Annotated in this window: 23 protein-coding genes; 17 read left to right on the top strand and 6 right to left on the bottom strand. The window is 41.6% G+C overall.

The window, feature by feature from the left end; all coding sequences use genetic code 11:
• Nucleotides 1-9: 9 nt before the first annotated feature.
• A complete protein-coding gene (locus BN1356_RS08240) occupies nucleotides 10-1,470 on the top strand; it encodes a cell division site-positioning protein MapZ family protein (protein ID WP_093650917.1) in 1,461 nt (486 codons plus the stop codon).
• Nucleotides 1,471-1,617: 147 nt separating this feature from the next.
• Here BN1356_RS08240 and BN1356_RS08235 read toward each other — a convergent pair whose 3' ends face one another.
• A complete protein-coding gene (locus BN1356_RS08235; protein ID WP_093650916.1) occupies nucleotides 1,618-2,100 on the bottom strand; it encodes an S-ribosylhomocysteine lyase in 483 nt (160 codons plus the stop codon).
• A 126-nt stretch (nucleotides 2,101-2,226) separates the two neighbouring features.
• Between BN1356_RS08235 and BN1356_RS08230 the strand changes: the two genes are divergently transcribed.
• The 9 genes from BN1356_RS08230 to pknB all read left to right on the top strand — a co-directional run bounded on the left by BN1356_RS08230 (nucleotide 2,227) and on the right by pknB (nucleotide 13,756).
• The gene (locus BN1356_RS08230) at nucleotides 2,227-3,840 is read left to right on the top strand and encodes a ribonuclease Y (RefSeq protein ID WP_093650915.1); all 1,614 of its coding nucleotides are present in this window, start codon (nucleotides 2,227-2,229) and stop codon (nucleotides 3,838-3,840) included.
• A 72-nt stretch (nucleotides 3,841-3,912) separates the two neighbouring features.
• Entirely contained in the window at nucleotides 3,913-4,539 is a 627-nt protein-coding gene (gmk, locus tag BN1356_RS08225) for a guanylate kinase (RefSeq protein ID WP_093650914.1), read from the top strand.
• 28 nt (nucleotides 4,540-4,567) lie between these two features.
• Nucleotides 4,568-4,882 (top strand): DNA-directed RNA polymerase subunit omega, encoded by a 315-nt coding sequence (gene rpoZ, locus BN1356_RS08220; RefSeq protein WP_093650913.1) that lies wholly within the window; start codon nucleotides 4,568-4,570, stop codon nucleotides 4,880-4,882.
• A gap of 165 nt (nucleotides 4,883-5,047) precedes the next feature.
• On the top strand, nucleotides 5,048-7,429 hold the full coding sequence (locus BN1356_RS08215; protein WP_093650912.1) for a primosomal protein N': 2,382 nt from the start codon (nucleotides 5,048-5,050) through the stop codon (nucleotides 7,427-7,429).
• Between the two features lie 324 nt (nucleotides 7,430-7,753).
• Nucleotides 7,754-8,419 (top strand): CPBP family intramembrane glutamic endopeptidase, encoded by a 666-nt coding sequence (locus tag BN1356_RS08210; protein ID WP_176694257.1) that lies wholly within the window; start codon nucleotides 7,754-7,756, stop codon nucleotides 8,417-8,419.
• A gap of 342 nt (nucleotides 8,420-8,761) precedes the next feature.
• Nucleotides 8,762-9,697, top strand: coding sequence for a methionyl-tRNA formyltransferase (gene fmt / locus BN1356_RS08205; protein WP_093650910.1), 936 nt, complete (start codon nucleotides 8,762-8,764; stop codon nucleotides 9,695-9,697).
• Nucleotides 9,687-11,000, top strand: a complete 1,314-nt coding sequence (rsmB, locus tag BN1356_RS08200) for a 16S rRNA (cytosine(967)-C(5))-methyltransferase RsmB (protein ID WP_176694256.1) — start codon at nucleotides 9,687-9,689, stop codon at nucleotides 10,998-11,000. The genes fmt and rsmB overlap by 11 nt, the downstream gene beginning before the upstream one ends.
• A gap of 41 nt (nucleotides 11,001-11,041) precedes the next feature.
• On the top strand, nucleotides 11,042-11,776 hold the full coding sequence (locus BN1356_RS08195) for a Stp1/IreP family PP2C-type Ser/Thr phosphatase (protein WP_093650909.1): 735 nt from the start codon (nucleotides 11,042-11,044) through the stop codon (nucleotides 11,774-11,776).
• A 3-nt stretch (nucleotides 11,777-11,779) separates the two neighbouring features.
• A complete protein-coding gene (pknB, locus tag BN1356_RS08190; protein WP_093650908.1) occupies nucleotides 11,780-13,756 on the top strand; it encodes a Stk1 family PASTA domain-containing Ser/Thr kinase in 1,977 nt (658 codons plus the stop codon).
• 303 nt (nucleotides 13,757-14,059) lie between these two features.
• Here the strand turns inward: pknB and BN1356_RS08185 are convergent, their stop codons facing one another.
• Both BN1356_RS08185 and BN1356_RS08180 read right to left on the bottom strand, forming a co-directional pair.
• Nucleotides 14,060-14,917 carry a metallophosphoesterase gene (locus BN1356_RS08185; protein WP_093650907.1) on the bottom strand — a complete coding sequence of 286 codons (858 nt, stop codon included), beginning with the start codon at nucleotides 14,915-14,917 and terminating at the stop codon, nucleotides 14,060-14,062.
• 49 nt (nucleotides 14,918-14,966) lie between these two features.
• Nucleotides 14,967-15,326, bottom strand: coding sequence for a hypothetical protein (locus BN1356_RS08180; RefSeq protein ID WP_093650906.1), 360 nt, complete (start codon nucleotides 15,324-15,326; stop codon nucleotides 14,967-14,969).
• A 108-nt stretch (nucleotides 15,327-15,434) separates the two neighbouring features.
• Here BN1356_RS08180 and BN1356_RS08175 point away from each other — a divergent pair, with 108 nt between their 5' ends.
• From BN1356_RS08175 to BN1356_RS08145, 7 genes are all read left to right on the top strand, one after another.
• Nucleotides 15,435-16,502 (top strand): MmcQ/YjbR family DNA-binding protein, encoded by a 1,068-nt coding sequence (locus BN1356_RS08175; RefSeq protein WP_093650905.1) that lies wholly within the window; start codon nucleotides 15,435-15,437, stop codon nucleotides 16,500-16,502.
• Nucleotides 16,503-16,762: 260 nt separating this feature from the next.
• Complete coding sequence (gene rsmD / locus BN1356_RS08170; RefSeq protein WP_093650904.1) at nucleotides 16,763-17,302, top strand: 16S rRNA (guanine(966)-N(2))-methyltransferase RsmD; 540 nt, start codon at nucleotides 16,763-16,765, stop codon at nucleotides 17,300-17,302.
• A complete protein-coding gene (coaD, locus tag BN1356_RS08165; RefSeq protein WP_093650903.1) occupies nucleotides 17,292-17,780 on the top strand; it encodes a pantetheine-phosphate adenylyltransferase in 489 nt (162 codons plus the stop codon). The genes rsmD and coaD overlap by 11 nt, the downstream gene beginning before the upstream one ends.
• Nucleotides 17,767-18,816 carry a SepM family pheromone-processing serine protease gene (locus BN1356_RS08160; RefSeq protein WP_093650902.1) on the top strand — a complete coding sequence of 350 codons (1,050 nt, stop codon included), beginning with the start codon at nucleotides 17,767-17,769 and terminating at the stop codon, nucleotides 18,814-18,816. Before coaD ends, BN1356_RS08160 begins: the two co-directional genes overlap by 14 nt.
• Nucleotides 18,817-18,945: 129 nt before the next feature.
• On the top strand, nucleotides 18,946-19,542 hold the full coding sequence (locus BN1356_RS08155) for a YutD family protein (protein ID WP_093650991.1): 597 nt from the start codon (nucleotides 18,946-18,948) through the stop codon (nucleotides 19,540-19,542).
• A gap of 2 nt (nucleotides 19,543-19,544) precedes the next feature.
• Complete coding sequence (rlmN, locus tag BN1356_RS08150; protein ID WP_093650901.1) at nucleotides 19,545-20,669, top strand: dual-specificity RNA methyltransferase RlmN; 1,125 nt, start codon at nucleotides 19,545-19,547, stop codon at nucleotides 20,667-20,669.
• Complete coding sequence (locus BN1356_RS08145; RefSeq protein WP_093650900.1) at nucleotides 20,666-21,190, top strand: VanZ family protein; 525 nt, start codon at nucleotides 20,666-20,668, stop codon at nucleotides 21,188-21,190. Before rlmN ends, BN1356_RS08145 begins: the two co-directional genes overlap by 4 nt.
• A 138-nt stretch (nucleotides 21,191-21,328) precedes the next feature.
• Here BN1356_RS08145 and nadE read toward each other — a convergent pair whose 3' ends face one another.
• The 3 genes from nadE to BN1356_RS08130 all read right to left on the bottom strand — a co-directional run bounded on the left by nadE (nucleotide 21,329) and on the right by BN1356_RS08130 (nucleotide 24,370).
• Entirely contained in the window at nucleotides 21,329-22,156 is an 828-nt protein-coding gene (nadE, locus tag BN1356_RS08140) for an ammonia-dependent NAD(+) synthetase (protein ID WP_093650899.1), read from the bottom strand.
• The gene (locus tag BN1356_RS08135) at nucleotides 22,156-23,613 is read right to left on the bottom strand and encodes a nicotinate phosphoribosyltransferase (RefSeq protein WP_093650898.1); all 1,458 of its coding nucleotides are present in this window, start codon (nucleotides 23,611-23,613) and stop codon (nucleotides 22,156-22,158) included. Before BN1356_RS08135 ends, nadE begins: the two co-directional genes overlap by 1 nt.
• Nucleotides 23,614-23,707: 94 nt before the next feature.
• The gene (locus tag BN1356_RS08130) at nucleotides 23,708-24,370 is read right to left on the bottom strand and encodes a prepilin peptidase (protein ID WP_093650897.1); all 663 of its coding nucleotides are present in this window, start codon (nucleotides 24,368-24,370) and stop codon (nucleotides 23,708-23,710) included.
• Nucleotides 24,371-24,449 lie beyond the last annotated feature (79 nt).

Raw genomic sequence — 24,449 nt, 5'->3', positions numbered from 1 at the left:
GTTAGAAACGTGTCGAAAAAGAAAAAAGCAAAATCACAAGACAATTCAAAAGAAAATGATGAAAAGATTTTAAATTTTGACGAAGCCAAAGATATGACCGTTGGACAAGTTGTACGCAAACAACAGGATATAAAAGACGGTGTGGAGGCTGATGACAATGTTCTGGATCGGTATATCAAGCAACACCGTGAAGATATAGAAGCCAAAAAATTTGAAACACTTATAGCAACACCAGCATTGACTGATGAGGATATTGCGTTTGCTGAAGAAGCGGTAGAATCGAAAAACGAAATGGAGCCTAGAGAGCGTGCTGAAAAACAAGGGCCTCTAGAAGCAGATTTTCAAATCCATAAGGTTCAAACTAGTAAAAAATCAGAAGATACATCAGTTACTCCCATTCCTCCAATATCAGAATTTGAAAGCGATGATGATGCTGAACTGAATCAGGAAACATCAAGTAAGAAGAAAGGTCTTATTTGGCTAGGTCTGATGCTGGCTTTTATTGCTATTCTAGTAAGTGCATTTGTTTGGATGGATAATCAAAATAGGAAAGAAACGTTACCACCTTCCTCCGATTCCACGACCGAAACAACTGAGTCTAATCCAACCGATCCCAATGTTTCAGCTTTTGAAAAACTCTATGCTAGTTTCTTTACGGACGGTAGCTTGACTAAGTTGAAAAACAGTGAGTTTGATAAACTAGATCAACTGAAAGCGGCTTTGGACAAGATTGGTAAGTCAAGTTCTGGTTACAAGGCAGCCAAGGCTAAATACGATGCCTTAGAAAAAGCTATCAAGTCTATCAAGACTATCAATGCAAACTTTGATAAACCTGCTATTGTGGATGGAGAATTAGACACAACTGCAAATGTCAAGTCGGATGCTAAATTTGATTCTGTCTCAACAGGGCTGTCAGCTGTGGATGCTCTCTTAACTTCTGCTATCAATATGGGGCAAACTCAAAAGCCAGCCGCCTCATCAACTAATCAAGCTCAAGGCCAAGGACAAAGTGTGGGACAAGCAAGTAGTAATACACCTGCACCGGCTCAAAGTGTGCCGGTTGAAACGCCAGCTCCAGCAACTCCTGCTGAGGTACCTGCTCCTGTAACAAGCTCCAACAACCCAGGATGGGTAAATATTGCTGGCCTTGTTTACGGTATGGAAATTCCAGCAGTTCTTCATTTGCAACGTGAACTTAGCCGTGTGCCATATAATCAAGCTGCTATTGATGATGTCAACAATCCAGCTTGGACATTTAATCCTGGTATTTTAGAAAATATTATCAATATCGCCAAGGAACGTGGCCATATCACAGGAAATGATTATTTCCTTGAGAAAGTCAATATCATCAATGGTCGTGGATACTACAATCTCTTCAAATCAGATGGGACTTATCTTTTCTCCATCAATGCCAAAACAGGTTATTTCGTTGGGAATGCACCTGGTCGTGCAGACGATTTGGATTATTAAAAAGCAAAAGAATAAACTAGCTTAGATTTCCCTGAGCTAGTTTTTTTGTATGGATCCATTTTTTGAAAATCGAGGCGTCAAGTTCCTTGTCGGCAACTCGGTATGCTGACATTGCATTGTCTCATCTTGTTTGATTTTCTTTGCGGATTAGATTACATGTCTATCAAATGGATCATCCGAAATTCCTTGCTCCAAAATGATTTTTGCCCACTCTTTGGCAGAGAAGAGGCTATGATCCTTGTAGTTGCCACAGGATTCGATGGTGGTTCCTGGAACGTCTTCCCACTTGGTGACATGGGCGATTTCTTCCAAACTTTCCTTGATAACTTTTGCGATGTCAGTAGCGGAGTGTTGTCCCCACATAATCATATGAAAGCCGGTCCGACAACCAAAGGGTGAACAATCAATCATCCCGTCAATACGTTGGCGAATCAGCCCAGCTAGTAAATGTTCAATGGTGTGCAAACCAGCGCTTGGGATGGAGTCTTCATTGGGTTGTACCAGACGGATATCAAAATTGGTAATGACATCTCCTTTTGGTCCAAACTCTTCTGAAATTAAGCGGACATAGGGGGCTTTAACAGCAGTATGATCCAATTCAAAACTTTCTACGATAACTTTTTTTGTCATAGGGGCCTCCTTTTTATCTAAAATTATTATATCATATAAAAAATTTGATTTGTGAAATCGTTTGAAATATGATAAAATGATAAAAGGATTTTGTTGAAAATCCCATTAATAAAATTGAGGTGGAAGATGGATATGACATTTGGAATCATTGCAATCGTATCCGCTCTCATTGGTTTAGTAGTAGGTTATCTAGCCATTGCTTTGAAGATGAAATCTGCAAAAGACACTGCAGAGTTGACACTTATTAACGCTGAACAAGAAGCAAGCAATGTCCGTGGAAAAGCTGAACAAGAAGCAGAATCGATTGTTCAAACAGCTAAACGTGATCGCCAATCCTTGAAAAAGGAATTGCTATTGGAAGCTAAAGAAGAGGCTCGTAAGTACCGCGAAGAAGTTGCAGAAGAATTCAAGGCAGAAAAGCAAGAACTCCGTCAAACAGAATTACGTTTGACAGAACGTGCTAGTAGCTTGGATCGCAAAGATGATAATTTGACAAGCAAAGAGAAGACTTTGGAGCAAAAAGAACAAAGTCTGACGGATAAATCTAAACACATTGATGAGCGTGAGAAGAAAGTTGCAAAACTAGAAGAGGAAAAAACTCTTGAGTTAGAAAAGGTAGCTTCTTTAAGTCAAGAAGAAGCGCGCGAGCAAATCTTAGTGGATACCCGCGATAGACTCTCGCATGAAGTTGCTAGTCGTATTAAAGAAGCAGAACGCGAAATCAAAGAACGTTCTGATAAGACAGCTAAGGAACTCTTGGCCCAGGCTATGCAACGTATCTCTGGAGAATATGTTGCAGAACAAACAGTTACATCTGTACATCTGCCAGACGATGCTATGAAAGGTCGGATTATTGGACGTGAAGGCCGCAATATTCGTACTTTTGAAAGTTTGACCGGTATTGATGTTATTATCGATGACACACCAGAAGTCGTTGTACTTTCTGGTTTCGATCCGATCCGTCGGGAAATTGCCCGAATGACGATGGAGGCTCTTCTACAGGATGGTCGCATCCATCCAGCTCGAATCGAGGAGTTGGTAGAGAAGCACCGTCTTGAAATGGACAATCGGATCCGTGAGTATGGTGAGGCGGCCGCTTACGAAATTGGTGCTCCAAACCTTCATACTGATTTGATTAAGACCATGGGACGCTTACACTTCCGTACGTCCTATGGACAAAATGTCCTTCGTCACTCTATTGAAGTGGCTAAACTCTCTGGTATTTTGGCCGCTGAGTTGGGTGAAAATGTCAATCTAGCCCGTCGCGCAGGATTCTTGCACGATATTGGGAAGGCTATTGACCGAGAAGTGGATGGAAGTCATGTGGAAATCGGGACTGAGTTGGCTCGTAAGTACAAGGAAAATCCAGTGGTAATCAATACAATTGCCAGTCACCACGGTGACGTAGAAGCCAAGAGTACCATTGCTGTTATCGTAGCAGCTGCGGATGCCCTCAGTGCTGCCCGTCCAGGATCACGTCGTGAGTCAATGGAAGCTTACGTGAAGCGCCTTCATGACTTAGAAGAAATAGCGAATAGCTTCAAGGGCATTAAACAAGCCTTTGCGATTCAAGCAGGTCGTGAGGTTCGCATTATTGTTCATCCGAACATTGTGAATGATGATAAGGTCACCATTCTGGCCCACGATATTCGTGAGAAAATTGAAAATAACTTGGATTATCCAGGAAACATTAAAATCACTGTTATCCGTGAAACTCGGGCGACTGACGTGGCTAAATAAAGCAAAGAAAAAGCACTTGAAATACGAGTGCTTTTTTGTTACACTATAGAGAAAGATTGAGAAGGAGATGTCATGACAGAACGTGGATTACTGATTGTCTTTTCTGGCCCATCTGGTGTCGGAAAGGGTACTGTCCGTAAGGAAATTTTTGAAAGCTCTGACAATAAATTTGAATACTCAGTGTCTATGACGACTCGTCCTCAACGCCCGGGTGAAGTAGATGGCGTAGATTATTTTTTCCGCACCCGTGAAGAATTTGAAGAGTTGATTCGTCAAGGGCAAATGTTGGAATATGCTGAATATGTTGGAAACTATTATGGCACCCCTTTGACTTATGTTAATCAAACACTGGATCGTGGCGTGGATGTTTTCCTAGAAATTGAAGTTCAAGGAGCTCTACAGGTTAAACAAAAAGTGCCAGATGGTGTCTTTATTTTTCTGACTCCGCCTGATTTGGACGAGCTCCATGATCGCTTAGTGGGTCGCGGAACAGATAGTCAGGAAATCATTGCCCAACGGATTGCCAAAGCTAGAGAAGAAATTGCTCTCATGCGGGAATACGATTATGCTGTAGTCAATGATCAAGTTCCTTTGGCAGCAGATCGTGTCAAACGAATCATTGAAGCGGAGCATTTTCGTGTAGAGCGTGTCATCGGACGATATGATGAGATGATTAGCGAACAAGTAGCTCTTCGTTAAGATTGGATAGAAAAGAGAAAAAAAGATTATGATGTTAAAACCCTCCATTGATACCCTCTTGGATAAAGTTCCTTCGAAATATTCCTTGGTGATTTTAGAAGCAAAACGGGCTCACGAATTGGAAGCTGGTGCTAAAGCTACTCAAGAGTTCAGTTCCGTAAAATCAACTCTTCGTGCCTTAGAAGAGATTGAAGCTGGTAATGTAGTTATCCACCCAGATCCTGAAGCGAAACGTCAAGCTGTTCGTCGTCGTGCTGAAGAAGAGCGTCTTCGTCGCGAAGAGGAAGAGCGCAAAATCAAAGCTCAAATCGCCAAAGAAAAAGAAGAAGGCGAAAAAATTTAAGACAGATGAGAACTCAGTTGGATGTCCAACTGAGTTTGTTTTTGAGAGAAGCGGCTCCAATATAGGATTTGGAAACTGTTTAGAGGCGGTTTCGTCTGGTGAGGAGGAATACGGCCATCACTAGTTATCTCGTGGATGCTCTCATAGCTTATGAAAGGAGGTCTTATGCAGGCTCAGATTATTGTGGATTTACCCTTGTTTCAAACGGATAAACCCTTTACTTATGCTGTTCCAGAAACATTACAATCTTTGGTACAAGTTGGTATTCGTGTCCATGTTCCCTTTGGTAAGGGCAATCGTCTCATTCAGGGTATTGTCATTGCTTTAGAAGAAGGAGCGGATGAGGAAAACTTGAAAGCTATCGCAGAAGTTTTGGACTTCTCGCCAGTACTGACTTCGGAGCAACTCTGGTTGGCTGATCAGATGCGAAAAACTGTTTTTTCCTATAAAATTTCGATTCTCAAAGCTATGTTGCCCAATCTCCTTAATTCTTCCTACGACAAGTTATTGAAAAAAGGACAAGGACTCTCGGCTGACTTGGCGAATCAAATTTTTGGTCAGGCTGAACAGGTTTATTATTCTAATTTGACTAGCCAGCAACAGACGCAGGTGCTCGGTCCTATTCAACAAGGCAGTATCCTTTCAGAATATGTAGCCAAGGATAAGAAACAGATTAAGACGGAGAAATGGTATCGACCGTGTCACCAATTGCTGAAAGAAATCGAAATACCAACTCGCGCCAAGAAACGTTTGGAATTGCGAGACCACTTGCTGGGTCAAGATGGTGATTTTCCCTTATCCCAACTGCGAGAAGATTATTCAGCAGATATCATCCGCTTTTTCCAAGAAAATAACTTGATTGAGGTTTGGGAAAAGGAAGTTAGTCGACTGCAGGCCTTCTTTGATGGAGTAGAAGCAAGTCCTTCTCTAGACCTCAATCCAGAACAGGAAATTGCCCAACGAGAAATCTTATCTCAAGTTGGTCAGGAAGCTCAGACCTATCTTTTGCAGGGTGTGACAGGGAGTGGGAAGACAGAAGTCTATCTCCAGGTCATAGAGGGAGTCCTTAGGCAGGGGAAAACGGCCATCATGTTGGTGCCAGAAATTTCCTTGACACCTCAGGTAACCCGCCGCTTTGTCTCTCGCTTTGGCCAACAAGTAGCCATTCTCCACTCTGGCCTATCAGATGGTGAAAAATATGACGAATGGCGGAAGATTGAGCGCGGACAGGCTAAGGTTGTAGTCGGTGCCCGCTCAGCTATCTTTGCTCCCTTAGAAAACATCGGTGCCATCATTATCGATGAGGAACATGAAGCTAGCTATAAGCAGGAAAGTAACCCACGCTATCACGCACGTGAAGTAGCCAAGTTGCGAGCTTTGTACCATAAAGCTGCCTTGGTTTTAGGTTCTGCTACACCAAGTTTGGAAAGTCGAGCTAGAGCTAGTAGAGGTCTCTATGGTCTCCTCAAATTGAACCAAAGAGCCAATCCAAATGCCCTCCTCCCTCAAGTTCAAGTCCTTGATTTTCGCGAGTATTTGGGGCAACAAGAAAATGGCAATTATACCCCCATCTTGTTGGAGAAAATCCGTCAAACCTTGGAACGGAAGGAACAGGTTGTTCTTCTGTTAAACAGAAGAGGCTATTCATCCTTTGTCATGTGCCGTGATTGTGGAGCAGTTGATGAATGTCCCAATTGTGATATTTCTTTGACCTTGCATATGGATACTCGCTCTATGCAATGCCATTACTGTGGTTTTCAAAAAGCTATCCCGAAAAATTGTCCTTCTTGCTCTAGCCCTTCCATTCGCTACTATGGTACAGGGACGCAGAAGGCTTATCAGGAACTGCAAGAACTCTTCCCAGATGCCCGCATTCTTCGGATGGATGTGGATACTACCCGAAAAAAAGGGGCCCATGAAAGCCTCTTGCAAGAATTTGGCCGGGGAGATGCGGATATTCTCTTAGGCACGCAGATGATTGCCAAGGGCTTAGATTTTCCAAATGTGACCCTTGTGGGTGTTCTCAATGCAGATACAGCCCTGAATTTGCCAGATTTTCGCTCTTCAGAAAGAACTTTCCAACTCTTGACTCAGGTGGCAGGTCGGGCAGGTCGAGCTGAGAAACCAGGTCAGGTCTTGATTCAGACCTATAATCCAAATCATTATGCTATCAATTTTGCCCAACAGCAAGATTATGAAGGTTTCTATGACTACGAAATGGGCATCCGAAGGAGCATGGCTTATCCACCCTATACCTTCACTGTTGGCTTAACGCTCTCGCATCAATCAGATGATTTTACGGTCAAAAAAGCTTATGAAGTGTTGGCTATCTTAAAAGAAAACTTGTCTGATAAGATTCAAATCTTAGGACCAACTCCAAAATCAATCGCCAGAACCCACAATCTTTACCATTATCAAATCCTCCTCAAGTATCGCAAAGAAGAGCGTTTGGAGTCTGTGCTCAACGCTATTTTGGACTGGTCACAGGAGAAAGAAAATAAAGATTTGCGTTTGGTTATTGATAATGAACCCCAGAATGTGACTTAGTTTGGTCCCTTAGACTGAATGACTTCCGTCATTTTATAAGCCTGAAAAAAAATGGTCAATTTCGGCCATTTTTTTTGTTGGCTAGATAGGATGCTGAGTGTCCGTCAAGAATGGAAAAAACGAGGAAAAAATAATATAATAATGAGTGAAGAGACAAGTCAGTCTGGCTGGATGTGGATACTTGTTTGATATTGTTATTGGGAAATATAACTAGACAGAATTGCCGCCATGAAATAGTATGGACAAAGTGAAAGCTTAGTCTAATTTCACTCGCTAAAAAAACGATTGGGCGGTTAGAACCAGGTTTTGGAGGCAATGAGAAAAATGAAAAAATCGAAAGAACTGTTTTCTATTGTAGTGGCCGTTCTCGGCTCTTTCTTGAGTGCTTACGGGGTGATAACTTTTAATCAATCTATTTTGGCTTCGCTCCCTCTAGGGATGAGAATGCTTGCTGCTATAGTTGGCTATTGGTTCATTGCCTTGGTACCCATACTTGTGATGGTCATTACCAAGGATAGGTTAAGGGATTATGGTTTTACCTCAGATAAGACTAGTCGACAAGTTATTATAGGAATGACAATAGGTATTCTGATGTCAGTGCTATTAACAGTAGTCCCTCACTTGCTTGGCCTAGCTTCTTATGTTGATAGTGGCAAGAACTATCAATATCTCTGGCAATTTATTTTTGAATTTATCTATTGTTTATTCGGGGTTGCCTTGACTGAGGAATTTATTTTCCGAGGCTTGCTCTATAAAAAAATAAAAAGCATTGGAAAGAGTGATGTCATTGCGGTAGCTGCATCCTCTCTGTTCTTTGGTTTCTTCCACATCTTCTCTGGCAATCTCATCCAGGTTTTCTTGACAACAGTAATAGGTGCTTTTTATTGCATTTGCAGAATCAAGATTAAGAACTGTTCAACCCTATCTTTAATCATCGCACATGGCATCTATGATGCTTTGATTACCCTGTGGGCCTTTCTATTGCTGTAAAGAATCAATTGAGACACTTTGAAATTCAAAATTATACTTTGTGAAGAGGCCTTGCCTACACTAGGGATATCTGCGTCTCTTTGCTTCATCTATTTTTGATTTTCTTTGAGTATGATTCTAACAAAAGATAGTCAAATAAAGATTCGATAGGAGGTAAAAGCAAACGGCCTATACTTCCTATTTTTATGTACAAATGGAAGAAAGGCTCCGATATAGTTTGATAGTACTGCTGACTTCCACTCAAAAACGCAAGAGTTCTGGCTTGATGAATCCAAGTCCTTATCAAGTAAAATATTCCTAAAAATGGTATAATAACAAGATATGAAACGGAGCGAGGAAATGATGACAAAGATTATTTTTATGGGGACACCTGCCTTTGCGGCGACTGTACTGGAAGGCTTGCTAGCGGAAGGACAATATGAGATTTTAGCTGTGGTTACCCAACCTGACCGGGCGGTGGGTCGCAAGCGTCAAATCCAGATGACTCCGGTGAAAGAGCTGGCATTGGCTCACAATTTAGCAGTTTTTCAGCCAGAAAAGATATCTGGCAGTCAAGAGATGATAGATATCATGGATCTGGGAGCTGATGGCATTGTCACAGCTGCCTTTGGTCAGTTTTTGCCGACCAAGTTGCTAGATTCTGTCGATTTTGCTGTCAATGTCCATGCTTCATTATTGCCTAAGTATCGCGGAGGCGCACCTATCCATTATGCACTTATCAACGGCGATGAGCGTGCAGGTGTGACGCTTATGGAGATGGTCAAGGAGATGGATGCTGGTGATATGATTGCTAGTGATAGCGTTTTGATTGAAGAGACGGATAATGTGGGAACTCTTTTTGAAAAACTGGCTATTGTTGGACGTGACCTTCTCATCAAGAGCTTGCCAGACTACCTGTCAGGAAGTCTTATTCCAGAGCCACAGGATGCCAGCAAAGTCAGCTTTTCACCCAATATTAATCCTGAAGAAGAAAAACTAGACTGGAATAAATCTGCCCGTCAACTCTTTAATCAGGTTCGCGGTATGTATCCTTGGCCGGTTGCACATACCCTTTGGCAGGGAGAACGATTTAAAGTTTATGAGGCTCTTGTAGCAGAAGGAGAGGGGGCAGCGGGTCAAGTCCTGGTTCGGAATAAGAAAGAATTGATTGTGGGGACTGGTCAGGGCTCTCTCTCTCTCAAAACAGTCCAGCCAGCTGGTAAACCGAAGATGAGCATTACTGATTTTCTCAATGGTGCCGGTCGCGATCTAAAAGTAGGTGATTATTTTGACAAATAAACAAAGGAGTTATGCCCGCGGAGTTGCTCTGAAAGTTCTTCAGGAAATTTTCGATAATGGAGCCTATTCCAATATCGCACTCAATAAGGTATTGCAAGCCAGCCAACTTTCTGAAACAGACAAGAGTTTGGTTACAGAATTAGTCTATGGAACCGTTTCTAGAAAAATTACTTTGGAATGGTACCTAGCGCATGTGATTGAAGATCGAGAAAAGTTAGACTCATGGGTTTATCATCTACTCATGCTCAGTCTTTACCAGATTCTTTTTCTGGATAAAATTCCAAACCATGCGGTGGTTAATGAAGCAGTTAACATTGCGAAAAGAGGTCGTGGGACCGACAAGTTTGTCAATGCAATTCTCCGCAAGTTTTTGAACAATCCATTGCCAGATATAGTCTCTATCAAACGTAAAAAAAAGCGTCTGTCTATTCAATATTCCACACCAGTTTGGTTGATTGCTACTTTGTTTGAGGAATATGGAGAAGAGAGAGCGGAGGCTATCTTAGCCAGTCTCTTTATCCGCAACAAGGCCTCTGTTCGGGTGACTGATAGTAGTGAAGTTGATAGATTAGCAGAAGAGTTGCAGGCGCAGTACTCTCAACTATCTCCAGTCGGTCTGGTGAAAACGAAGGGACATTTTGCAAGTAGTTCAGTCTTTAAAGACGGTCGTGTGACCATTCAGGATGAGACCAGTCAACTGGTTGCTCCAACATTGAAGATTGAAGGCTGGGAAGAAATACTAGATGCTTGTGCGGCACCTGGTGGTAAAACCTGTCATATGGCTTCTTATTTGACGACGGGGCGTGTGATGGCCTTGGATCTTTACGATCACAAACTGAGTTTGGTCCAAGATAATGCCCAACGGCTGGGGCTTGCTGATAGGGTAGTGACGCAAAAATTAGATGCCCATCTGGTTGCCCAAGAATTTGGACCAGATTATTTTGACAAGATATTAGTGGATGCGCCTTGTTCAGGTATCGGTCTCATCAGACGCAAGCCAGATATTAAATATAGAAAAGAATCAGCTGATTTTGACCAACTCCAAAAAATTCAGTTGTCCATTCTGGACAGCGTTTGCCAAACGGTCAAAAAAGGTGGTATAATAACCTATAGTACATGCACAATTGTGGGCAAGGAAAACCAAGAAGTTTTAGCAAAATTTTTGGAGCAACATCCAAATTTTGAGCAGGTATCCTTGACGCATGACTGCACTGATATCGTTCAAGATGGTTGTATTGTCATTACACCGGAACAATATCTGACAGATGGCTTTTTCATCGGTCAAGTTAGAAGAATATCCTAAATTATTAGAGGAGGAAGCTGACTCGTCAGCGTTACATATATATGGAAATTGCACTCTTAACAGATGTTGGACAAAAACGTTCCAACAACCAGGACTATGTTAACCGTTATACCAATAGAGCAGGAATTGATTTGATTGTCTTGGCGGATGGTATGGGTGGTCACCGTGCAGGTCATATTGCTAGTGAGATGACCGCTACAGATTTAGGTGCAAGTTGGGTGGATACTCAGCTCAATACCCTCAACGAAGTTCGCGAGTGGATGATTGCTGTTCTAGAAGAAGAAAATAAGAAGATTTATGAACTGGGACAAACCGAAGAATACAAGGGAATGGGAACAACACTTGAGGCAGTTGTGATTATTGAGCAACAAATGATTTATGCCCATGTTGGAGACTCTCGCATTGCCTTGATTCGTGATGGGGAATACACGCAGTTGACCAGTGACCATTCTTTAGTTAGTGCCTTGGTTCGAGCAGGACAACTTTCAGAAGAGGAAGCTCGCCGTCATCCACAGAAAAATATTATTACTCAGTCTATCGGACAACATGATCCTGTTGAACCAGATATTGCACTTAAAACTTTGGAACCTGGTGACTATGTTCTGATTAATAGCGATGGTTTAACAAATATGGTTTCAAAAGAAGATATTCGAGATATTCTTCTCAGTGAAGTCCCTCTTGAGAGTAAGGCTGAAAGTCTCATTCGCTTTGCCAATAATGCAGGTGGAACAGACAATATTACTGTAGCACTTCTTTACTTGCCGGAGGAGGGCTAATCCATGATTCAAATTGGAAAGATATTTGCAGACCGCTATCGCGTCGTTCGTCAGATCGGCCGTGGCGGGATGGCGGATGTCTATCTGGCTAGGGATCTGATATTGGATGGTGAAGAAGTAGCGGTTAAAGTTCTTCGGACCAATTATCAGACCGACCAGATAGCTATTCAGCGTTTCCAAAGGGAAGCTAAGGCCATGGCAGAATTGGACCATCCAAATATTGTACGCATCTCTGACATTGGCGAAGAAGATGGACAGCAGTATTTAGCCATGGAATTTGTAGATGGAGTGGATTTGAAACGCTACATTAAGGAAAACTCCCCTCTAACGAATCACGAAGCTGTTCGTATCATGGGGCAGATCCTCTTAGCGATGCGGATGGCCCACACCCGAGGCATTGTCCACCGTGATTTGAAACCACAAAATGTTCTCTTGACAAAGGATGGAACAGCTAAGGTTACTGACTTTGGTATCGCAGTTGCTTTTGCGGAAACAAGTTTAACCCAAACCAACTCGATGCTGGGCTCTGTTCATTATTTGTCACCTGAACAAGCGCGTGGGTCAAAGGCGACTGTGCAAAGTGATATCTATGCTATGGGGATTATCCTTTTCGAAATGTTGACAGGACGTATTCCTTATGATGGCGATAGTGCGGTCACCATTGCACTTCAACATTTTCAACAACCTCTACCATCCGTTCGAGACAGCAATCCACAAGTACCTCAAGCTTTGGAAAATATTGTTTTACGAGCAACAGCTAAAAAATTGACAGACCGCTACAAGACCGTTGCTGAGATGTATACAGATTTAGCTTCAGCTCTGTCAGACCATCGTCGCAACGAAAAGAAGGTTATGTTGGCAGATAACAAGGTGGATACAAAGACTCTGCCCAAGTTATCTCAAGTGACGCCTGAAGTAAAACGACCTCAAAAAAATATTGAGGAAAAGAAGGAAGTTCCTATTCCTCAGGCAAAAGGTAAGACACCTAAACCAAGACGAAAAATGCGAACTCGCTATAAGGTTTTAATCGGAGCCTTGCTTTTATTGATTGCAACCTTCGCCGCCATCTTCCTCAATACACCAGATACAGTTAGGGTACCTGATGTCAAAGGCCAAACTCTAGAAGTAGCCAGTGAAAAGATTGAAACGGCCGGTCTGATTGTTGGTACCATTACAGAAGAAGCTTCTTCAGAGGTTAAGGAAGGTACTGTCCTTCGTACGGATCCAGCTGCTAATACTTCTAAACGAGAAGGAAGTAAGGTCAACATTGTAATTGCAAGACAAGAAGTTGCTAATGTGCCAAATTTAGCAGGAAAAAATTTAGAAACTGGTAAAGCAGAACTCGAAGCTGCTGGTTTCAAGGTTGGAACGGTAACGGAACAAAATAGTGATGAACAAGCAGCGGGGATGATTATTTCTACAGATCCAGTAGCTAATAGTTCAAAAGCTAAGGGAAGTACAATAAATATCATCGTTTCTAAGGGTGTTGAAATGGTGGCTGTTCCTAACTTAAATGGTAAAAAAATAGAAGCAGCTAAGGCAGAATTAGAATCATCTGGTTTTAAAGTTGGAGAAGTGAGAGAAGAATATAGTGACAGTGTAGCTGCAGGATTAGTAATTTCTACGGATCCAGCTGCCGGAACAGGACTTTCTAAGAACTCAACCGTTAATCTTCACATTTCAAAAGGGTCAGGGATTTTGATGCCTGATTTTGGAAATTTACAGATTAGTTATGCCGAGGCAAGAAGACAATTACAAGCTTTGGGTATCTCAGTTGCCAACATTGAAAAAGTAGAAGATGCTTCACATCCATATACAACGGCTGATTTGGTCATTAGCCAGTATCCAGCAGCTGGAAGTCGGATAGAAGGAACTGTTACACTAAATGTAACAGTTTTAGCAAGTAATCCAGCTCCAACTCCGACTCCTACTCACCCAACGACAACTGAGACTCCAACCACAACAGCAACTGGCCATTAAAAATAAGGTTTATTATAAGCTTTCTAGATTTTGATGATAGTAGTCTCAGAATGTTCGATCTTTCTTTCTAATCCAATGAGTTCCAGAAATGGAATGGATAAAATATGTTGAAGGAAAAAGAAAAAACCTGTCTGCTAACATGCAGATCAGGTATACAATTTTGACGAAGTTACTCTGACAATGAAAAACAAGTGTGATGTTTATGCTTCCAATTAAGGCTGTTTCAGAAGCTATCTAGCTGGTAAAACCTGCCTTTGGATCTTAAAAAAATCAACTGGCATTTTGGTATGAAATTTGTTTTTCCTAATCAATATCGAAAAATGTCATAGAATTGAGAAGTTCAGATTTGAGCTTCTCTTTTTTGTAGATGTGAAATTCTGGAAGATGTTTGATGAGGTTGTAACGCTTTGATAGATGCCAAGTGCGTGTCGGATTAAGATGGGGATGCTGATTCACAAAGTCAATGGTCAGATCCCATTCACGGATATAGCCAAGGGGTCTGGAATGATAGCGAACACCTTCAATTTCCATGGTTCCATAGGAGCGGTGGGCATGACCAAAGACCACATCCGCAACACCGTAGCGGACAAAAAGACTATGATAAGCCTGGCTTCCCAGAAAGGCATTAAAAGGAGCGTATTTTTCATGCCACATGGTGAATTTGCTGTGAGGGACAAAGTGCATAGCGACAATGAGCCGTTTGGTATCCAACATCTTCAACTGTTCTTCCAGTTGCTGGATTTCCCTGTCAACAATGTTTTGATCACTTCCTTTTCGGGTTAAACGGCGGTCAAACCATAGATTTCTTCGTCTTAAAATCGTGTCCTGGCTTTCTTCAGAAAAAGAATAATCGTACCAACCATGAAAGGCCAATAGTGTTCGATTAGAAAAATCAATACACTTGAAGTTTTCTTCTTGAATCCACTCTTCATCCAGACCCAACATGTCATGATTCCCCAAATTATAAGTGATGTTCAGGTCTTGACCGAGTTGATTTAGGAACGGTCGGGTTTCTCTCTCGAGATGGTTGGAAATATCTCCAGCGATATGGAGATGACTAACCTCTTGTTCTTTAAAGATTTTTAGTAAGGTCTTAATCTCTTCACTGCCAAATTGATTGGAATCAATATGGAGGTCACTCATAATGGCCAATTTTTTCATGTCTTTATTATACAGGATTCCCCATGAAAAAACAGGCTTTGCGCCTGTTCTATCTAATCTTTCTTAATTTAAATTGCTCCACTAAAAAGCTGGAAATAAGGAGGGGAAAAGCGTAGGAACTAGGGAAGTGAAAGAGGAAACTACTGACTAACAGAAAGATTCCACTTACTGCCAAGAACAGATAGATAGGATTTCTTTCCAACAAAATATGGTCACCATCTTTAATCTGTAAGCTAGTGCGTTTGATTTCTTTGACACTGAGGATGACTGAACTTTGTTCTGGTAGATGGAGGACCATTTCAGCCTTTTGTCCCTCAATGAGTTGGATAGTTGGAGCTCCATTTAGGAAAATTCTCACTCCTTGTCCGAAAGACAAAGGATCTTTATTTCTAGTGATGGTTAACTTCATACAACTTCCTTTCTGTTTTTAGTATATCAAGGTCTTATCTCTATGTCAAAGTATAGGAGTATTCTATGGTAAAATAAAGAGAAGAAATGAGAAAGGAAGGGCTGACCTATGACAAGACAAGAGGCTATATTTTCCAAGCAAAAAGTTATTTTTGAAAAGTTACTAGCTACTGGATTCATCTTTTCAAAGGGGATTTACTCCTATCAGGAAATCATCTTGGATGGGGATTTTGAGGTACGGGTCCGAATTGATCAAACTGGTCATGTTTTTTCTCAGGTTTATGATCTTGATTTGGAAGAGGAATACACAGCCATCCATATTTCCCGTGCGACAGGAGCCTTTATTGGGCAGGTCAGAGAGGCTTATCTGGCTGTTTTGGAGCGTCTGGCGGAAACTTGCTTTGTCGCTCTGCCTTTTGCCAAAGACCAAACCAATCGGTTGGCTAAAAAAATCGCAGAGGAGTGGTCTGACCCAATGGACTATCCCTTTGAGAAACATTCCGAATATGCTTCCTACCGTATCGGAGGCAAGTGGTACGCCCTGATTTTTCCTCTCAAGCTAGCTAAGTTAGGTGTCACGGGGAACAAAGCAGAGCTGTCAGTGGAAGTTGTCAATCTTAAGGTAGATCCAGATGATATGGAAGGCTTGCTTGCTCAGCCTGGGGTTTACCCATCCTATCACATGTCTAAGAAGAACTGGATTTCGGTCGTTTTGGATGATAGTCTGTCCGATGATGCACTCTGGGAGTTAGTTGCTAGAAGTCGCCAGCTGGCGAATCCTACTCCACTGAGAAATTCTAGCGGTCCTGATTTCTGGGTTATTCCAGCTAACCCCAAGGTTTTTAATATTGATGCCGAGTTTGCGGAAAATAAGATTGTCTACTGGAACCAGAAAGGTAAGATTAAAAAAGGTGACTTGGTGGCCATGTATGTAACGGCGCCCGTACAAGCTATTCGCTATATCTGTCGCTGTCTGGAGGCCCAAATAGATAATAGTAGTTATCCAGGAGATTCAGCAGGCAAAAAACGTATGAAAGTAGAGTTGATTCATACATTTGATGATAGCCTCTTTCCATTTGCAGTCATGAAAGAGTTTGGAGTCCGGGCTGTTCGTGGACCAAGACGACTGACAAAAGAAATGATTGAGGCTATAGAGAAGAAGATGGCTGGAAAATAAAGATGGAGCTTGAGAAAAACGTGGGAGCTAAATCGTAGACTATTTGATGATACCAAATGATTTTTCGGAGCATCAAAGTTGATAATTGGCTATAGAAACTTGAAGATTAAATGCGTGAATTGTAACTATGTAGGCTTGAAAAGAAATAAAATTGAGAGTAAGATGCAGTATAAAATAAAAAAAATCTTTATTTTTACTATGAACCTTTCAAAACGACTTAGATTTTTAAATTTTCTTAAAAATCTGCTATAATATCAGCTATGAGAATTGTTTCTGGAAATTATGGCGGTCGTCCGCTGAAAACATTAGAGGGCAAATTGACCCGTCCAACCTCGGATAAGGTTCGAGGTGCTATCTTTAATATGATTGGCCCCTATTTTGATGGTGGCCGTGTTCTGGATCTTTTCGCTGGTAGTGGTGGACTATCCATTGAGGCAGTTTCCCGTGGCATGTCATCAGCCGTTCTTGTGGAGCGTGATCGCAAGGCTCAGGCTATCATTAAAGAAAATATTGCCATGACAAAGGAAACAGAGAAGTTCCAACTGCTAGAAATGGATGCTAATACAGCTCTTCCTCAGCTAAGTGGGCCTTTTGATTTGGTTTTATTGGATCCACCCTATGCCAAGGAAGAAATCATCAAAAATATTGAGCAACTCTGTCAAGGCAATCTCTTGTCTGATGAGGTTATGGTTGTTTGTGAAAGTGACAAGTCTGTTGATTTGCCAGAAGAAATTGCGGATTTAGGTATCTGGAAGCAAAAAGTTTATGGAATAAGTAAGGTGACGGTTTATGTCAGATAGAATTGGATTGTTCACGGGCTCTTTTGATCCCATTACCTTGGGGCATTTGGACTTGATTGAGCGAGCTAGTGGACTTTTTGATCGGCTTTATGTAGGTATTTTTTACAATCCCAATAAGGCTGGTCTTCTGGACGTAGAGACTCGCAAGCAGATTTTAGCAGATATTTTTGCAGGAAATAATAAGATATCTATTCTGGTTTCTACAAACGAGTTGGTCGTTGATGTGGCCAGAAAAGTAGGAGTCAACCATCTGGTTCGTGGTCTTCGAAATGCGCAGGATTTGGAATATGAGGCCAGCTTTGATTTTTATAACCGAGAATTGGCTCCACAAATCGATACCATTTATCTCTTGGCAAAACCAGAGTTCAAGTTTGTTTCATCTAGCCAAGTAAGGGAACTGATTCATTTCCAGCAGGATATTGAAAAATACGTTCCTCAAGCAGTCATAAAGGAGTTAGCAACACGTGAAAACATCTAAAAAAATTATTCTTATTGCTTCTATTGTTTTGGTAACAGTAGCTATTTGGGCGGCGGTCCTGATTCCTCTTCCTTACTACATTGAAAGTCCTGGTGGTGCAAGTGATGTCCGCCAAGTCTTACAGGTCAATAATCAAGAGGATAAGGAAGATGGATCCTACAATTTTGTCTATGTTCAAGTACGTCAGGCGACAGCTCTGCAACTTCTGGCAGCTAGTTTGGATAAACATTCGGATATTTATAGTGAAGAAGATATGACGGGTGGATCCTCTAATGAGGATTATTTCCGTATCAGTCAATTTTATATGGAAACCTCACAAAATTTGGCTAAGTATCAGGCTCTGACTCTAGCTGGTAAAGAGGTTAAGATGGAATTTTTTGGAGTCTATGTTTTGAGTTTAGCCAAGGACTCGACTTTCAAGGGTATTCTCAATATTGCAGACACGGTAACCAGTATTAATGGTGAGACCTTTCAATCTTCAGCTGATTTGATTGATTATGTAAGTAAGCTCAAGGTAGGGAGTGATGTGACAGTTGGCTATGAGAGCATGGGACAAAAATTAAGCGCTGATGGCCAGATTATTAAACTGGATAATGGTAAAAATGGAATTGGAATTGGTTTAGTGGACCATACTCAGGTTAAGACTGATATCCCTATTGATTTTCAAACAGCAAATATTGGAGGACCAAGTGCGGGTCTCATGTTCACTTTATCTATCTATACCCAGCTTGCGGATCCAACTTTGCGTAGTGGCCGGGATATCGCGGGAACAGGCACCATTGAGCAAGATGGTTCTGTTGGAGATATCGGTGGGATAGATAAAAAAGTTATTTCAGCTTCCCAGGCTGGTGCAACGGTCTTTTTTGCGCCAAATAATCCCGTTGATAAGGAAGTACTTAAACACAATCCAAAAGCCCTGTCTAATTATGATGAAGCTCTTAAAACCGTTAAGGAAGAGGGGCTAGACATCGAAGTAGTGCCCGTTAAAAATGTGAAAGAGGCTATTGCCTATCTAGAGAAAACGAAGGAAAAATAGTCCTTCATTTTTTCTTGCAAAAATCTTCGTAAAATTGTCTGAAATTTATTAGATTATCTATCCGTCATGGTAAAATACCTTGAAATAAGGTATAATTGTAGGGTTAGATAGAAAAGAAAAGGAATGAAAATGAAGAAGGAAGTTTCTCCAGAATTATATAATTATAATAAATTTCCAGGTCCTGCCTTTGCCCTAGTTGGTGACAAGGTAGTGTCAGAGAATATTGAATTATCACTACTGATAAACCACAAGGAGGCCTTTGACCAAACTGTTTTTGGACAACGTTTTTCTCAACTCATGCTCAAGTTCGACTACATTGTGGGTGATTGGGGAAATGAACAGCTTCGTCTTAAGGGCTTCTACAAGGATGATAAGCCAGTTGCTTCAGATCTGAAAATTGGTCGTTTGGATGATTATTTGCTTGAGTATTGCAACTTTGGTTGTGCTTATTTTGTGCTTGGCAATGATAGTCCGCAGGAAATGCCGGCTGAACCAGAAGACAAGCCAAGACGCAAACGCAATCGCTCGCGCAACAATCGAAAACCGCAAGAAAACCGTACTGTTCAGAATACTGGTCGCCAAAACAAGGGCAAGCCTGCTAAATTAGGATCATCTGCTAGTAAGCAGCAGAAGCAAGAGCGTCAAAAACGTCAAGATAAGAAAAAAGTTAACCGCGAAATTCAAGAAGTCAAACGGGGCTTTGTGATTCGTCAGAAAGAGAGATAAGTATGAAACCATCAATTTACGGACTCAGTCGTAAGGCTTTGACGAATTGGGTACTGGAAAATGGAGAGAAGAAGTTTCGGGCTACTCAGATTTGGGAATGGCTCTACCGCAGCCGTGTCCAATCCTTTGAAGAAATGACCAATCTATCCAAGTCACTGATTGCTAAACTCAATGGAGCCTTTGTCGTGAACCCTTTGCAACAACGGATTGTACAAGAATCTAAGGATGGTACTGTAAAATACCTCTTTGAATTGCCGGATGGCATGCTGATTGAAACTGTTCTTATGCGTCAGCATTATGGCATGTCAGTCTGTGTGACCACTCAGGTGGGCTGTGATATTGGTTGTACCTTCTGTGCATCGGGTCTCATTCCCAAACAGCGTGATTTGACCAGCGGAGAAATTGTGGCTCAGATTATGTTGGTTCAGAAATACTTTGATGAACGGGATAAGAGCGAACGGGTTAGTCATATTGTCGTCATGGGAATTGGTGAGCCTCTAGACAACTATGACAATGTCATGAATTTCCTTCGCATCGTCAATGATGATAAGGGATTAGCTATCGGAGCCCGTCATATTACCGTTTCAACATCTGGTTTGGCTCCAAAAATAAAGGAATTTGCGCGTGAAGGCGTTCAAGTTAACTTGGCTGTATCCCTCCATGCCCCTAACAATGAAATTCGTTCTCGTATGATGCGGATTAACCGTAAATTTCCTATTGAACAACTTTTTGAAGCCATCGAAGATTATATCGCTGTTACTAACCGCCGGGTGACTTTTGAGTATATCATGCTCAATGAGGTCAATGATGCAGTAGAACAAGCACAGGAATTAGCGGATTTGACCAAAAAAATCCGTAAACTATCCTATGTCAACCTGATTCCATATAACCCAGTTTCAGAACACGACCAATACAGCCGCTCGACGCCAGAACGAGTTGTGGCCTTCTATGACCGCCTTAAGAAAAATGGCGTTAATTGTGTGGTGCGCCAAGAACATGGTACCGATATCGATGCAGCCTGTGGCCAATTGCGTTCCAATACCTTGAAGAACGATCGGGCAAAGGCACGGGCACGTATCGCGGCAGCCAAGGCTAAAGCTGGTATTGAAGACGGGAAAAAAGTATGATTCAGCGTTTCTTTACATCAACTGGGGAATTAAATCCTTGGGGACAAAGAGTAACAAAAATAGTGGCTAGAGTTTACGCTCTAGCCATTGTCCTTATGTGCTTTTTGCCCCAGTCAGTTTATCCAAATTTGAAAGACTTTACCACACCAGGAATCATTCAAATTGGTAGAGTCTTCTTTTTACCCACTCCCTTTAATACTCTTGTTCATGCCAATCACATAGAAACGATAGGTGATTTTTTCTTGATCTTAGCTCAAAACGTGACTAATGTATTTCTACTTTACCCACTGGTTCTCTGCCTTGTCTTCTTATTTCCAAGTTGGAGAAATTGGAAACGTGTTCTACGAAATACATTCTATATGAGCTTGGGTATTGAGTTTACTCAACTTATTCTGGATCTTTTGATCGATGCAGGACGTGTAGTGGAAGTGGATGACCTTTGGACCAATAGTTTGGGCGGTTTATTGGCCTATTGGACTTATCTGATGGCGATGAAATTTGTTCAGAAGAAAATCGAATAAGAATCATTAACTTCTTGATAAATTATAGCAAAAAACGAATGATAAATAGTTAGAGTTCAAACTATGCATCATTCGTTTTTCTTTATTCTATTTGGGGACTTTGTTTTTTACAATCTAAACATCCGATCTTTTTGGATCTTAGCTTTTCCAAAACTCGTCAAATACTGTAATCGGTAGATTGCGTTTGTGTTGGCCCTTGTACCACCAGCTTTCAATGGTCTCTTGTGCTTGAGGGGAAACAGCTTTACCTTCAAGATAATCATCAATTTCAGTATAGGTCACGCCGAGCGCAACTTCGTCCGCTAAACCTGGACGGTTTTCTTCCAAATCAGCGATTGGTACTTTTTCATAGAGGCTTCTATCTGCTCCCAGTTCAGCCAAAAGTTGCTTGCCTTGCCGTTTGTTGAGACGGAAGAGCGGAAGGAGATCTGCACCGCCATCTCCAAACTTGGTGAAGAAACCAGTTAGATTTTCTGCTGCATGATCTGTTCCAATGACGGCCCCAGCATAATGACCTGCGATGGCGTACTGAGTCACCATTCTTTGGCGCGCCTTGATATTGCCCTTATTGAAGTCTGAAATGGGAACACCAGCTTTTTCCAATTGGGCGACCTCTCCATCAACGGCCTCCTTAATATTGACCGTCAATTCCAAATCAGCCTGAATGAAATCCAAAGCCTTCTGAGCATCCGCTTCGTCAGCTTGGACCCCATAAGGAAGGCGAACAGCGATGAATTGGTAGTCTGCTTGGCCGGTCTCGGCTCTCAGTTCTTCCATGGCCATTTGGGCCAAACGACCTGCCAGACTAGAATCCTGACCACCGGAGATACCTAGGACATAGGACTTAAGAAAGGGGTGTTTGAGCATGTAGGTCTTTAAAAAATCGATGGAAACTCGAATTTCTTCCTGTGCATTGATGACTGGTTTTACCCCTTCATAGGCAATGATTTCATCTTGTAATGACATTATTTCACCTCTTTGCGATAAGCTTCTTTGCGGATACGGTCAATTAAGTTCATTTTGTTGTCCCAAACATCCTTGGCCAAGTCAACTGGATAGTCTTGTGGATTGAGAATACGTTTGTATTCATCCCAGAGATTATCCAATTCTTTGCTAGCATAGGCTTGGATTTCTGCCAAACTTGGCAATGTGTAAATGAGTTTTCCTTTGTCAAAAATGTCTATCATAAGAGGAACAGCATTGAAGTCTTTGACAGTTTTATTGATATAGGTGTAAGTTGGATGGAACATGAAAATCTCATCCATATCATTGACGTTGGTGTCGGTAAAGGTAATATAGTCTCCTTCTGATTTCCCTTTTTCACGACTAGTGATACGCCAAACTTGCTTTTTACCAGGTGTGGAGACTTTCTCAGCATTGTTTGATAGTTTGATAGAATCAATCATTTGTCCATTTTTGTCTTCAATAGAGACAATCTTGTATACTGCGCCGAGAGCAGGTTGATCGTAGGCTGTAATCAATTTGGTGCCAACTCCCCAAACATCAATTTTTGCTTTCTGCATCTTGAGGTTAAGGATAGTGTATTCGTCTAGATCATTGGAAGCATAAATTTTAGCATTTGGAAAACCAGCATCATCTAGCTGTTGGCGTACTTTTTTGGATAAGTACGCCAAGTCACCGGAGTCCAAACGAACTCCTAGGAAATTAATCTTATCGCCCATTTCCTTAGCCACTTTGATGGCATTTGGTACACCGATTCGTAGGGTATCATAGGTGTCTACCAAGAAAACACAGTCCTTGTGGGTACTGGCATAGGCCTTGAAGGCATCGTAATCATTACCATAGGCTTGCACCAAAGCGTGAGCATGAGTACCAGAGACGGGAATACCAAAGATTTTGCCTGCCCGAACATTTGAAGTGGCATTCGCTCCTCCAACAATGGCAGCCCGAGTTCCCCAGATTGCGGCATCCATCTCTTGGGCACGACGACTACCAAATTCTAAGAGTGGTTCATCTTCGATAACAGCACGGATACGCGATGCCTTTGTTGCAATCAGGGTTTGGAAATTGACAATATTGAGTAGGGCAGTTTCAACTAACTGACATTGGGCCAAAGGACCTTCCACCTGAACAATGGGTTCATTAGCAAAGACCAAATCCCCTTCGCGGGCCGATTTAACAGTTAGTTCTAGCTTGAGGTCACGCAGATAGGCCAAGAAAGTTTCATTATAACCTTGGTCTCGCAAATAAGCCAGATCCGTTTCAGTGAATTTGAGGTCTTGCAAGTATTTGACAATGCGCTCTAGTCCGGCAAAAACAGCATAACCATTGCTAAATGGGACCTTTCTGAAATACACTTCAAAAACTGATTTTTTATTATGAATACCTTGCTCAAAATAGACCTGCATCATATTAATTTGGTAGAGGTCTGTGTGTAGCGTTAAACTATCATCTGGATACATAAGCTATCTCCTTTTTAATGAAACTATTATAGCATAAATACCCCCAAAATTATATTGACTAAAATCTCATAGAAAAAGAGATTAGACTTCCTTTTTAAAAAACGAAGGAAGCAATCGGTAGATAAGAAAGGATTCCCAGTAAAAGATAAGGAATAAAAGGAATTTGGGGGCTTTTTTGTCTCAAACTAACCGTAAAGAAAATACCGAGAAAAGAACTGATTTGGATAATCCAGAGTAGGTCTGTTACAGAGAAAACAAGGGCGATGAGAGCCATGTAAAGAAAGTCACCAGAGCCCATCTTGAGGGGAAAAATCTCAGCTAATAGGCCCAGCATTAGAAAGAAAAAGAAGGGAAGGTTAAAGCCAATAAGAGCTAAAACTAATCCAGCAAAGATCAACCAGACCATGAGGGGATATTCTCTGTGTTTGATATCGTAAATGGCTAGAACCAAGCCAGCTAGTATTAAAAGAAACTGGGCTAGGGAGAGGACCTGTAATTCTATCAGTAAGACTAGTCCACCTGTCAAAACTTCAAAAAAGGCATACCAGATTGGGATTTTGGCTTGACAATAACCACAACGTGATTTTCGCCAAATTTGTGAAAAGACGGGAATCAAATCCCAGGCCTTAAGTGCTTTTTTGCAGTGGTTGCAATAACTAGCTGGAAAAATGATGGATTGGTCAGGAAAACGGTCAATCACCAGCCCTAGAAAGGAACCCAGGCTGGCACCAAATAAAAATAGGATTATAAGCTTCATACTTCTTTATTCGCAAAAGGATGCTAACTTTAGTAGAAGGTCTTGAATTTTACTAGAAAAGTGCTATATTTAGTGAATT

This window comes from Streptococcus varani, assembly GCF_001375655.1.
Taxonomy (GTDB): domain Bacteria; phylum Bacillota; class Bacilli; order Lactobacillales; family Streptococcaceae; genus Streptococcus; species Streptococcus varani.
This window is presented reverse-complemented; position numbering and strand designations above follow the sequence as displayed.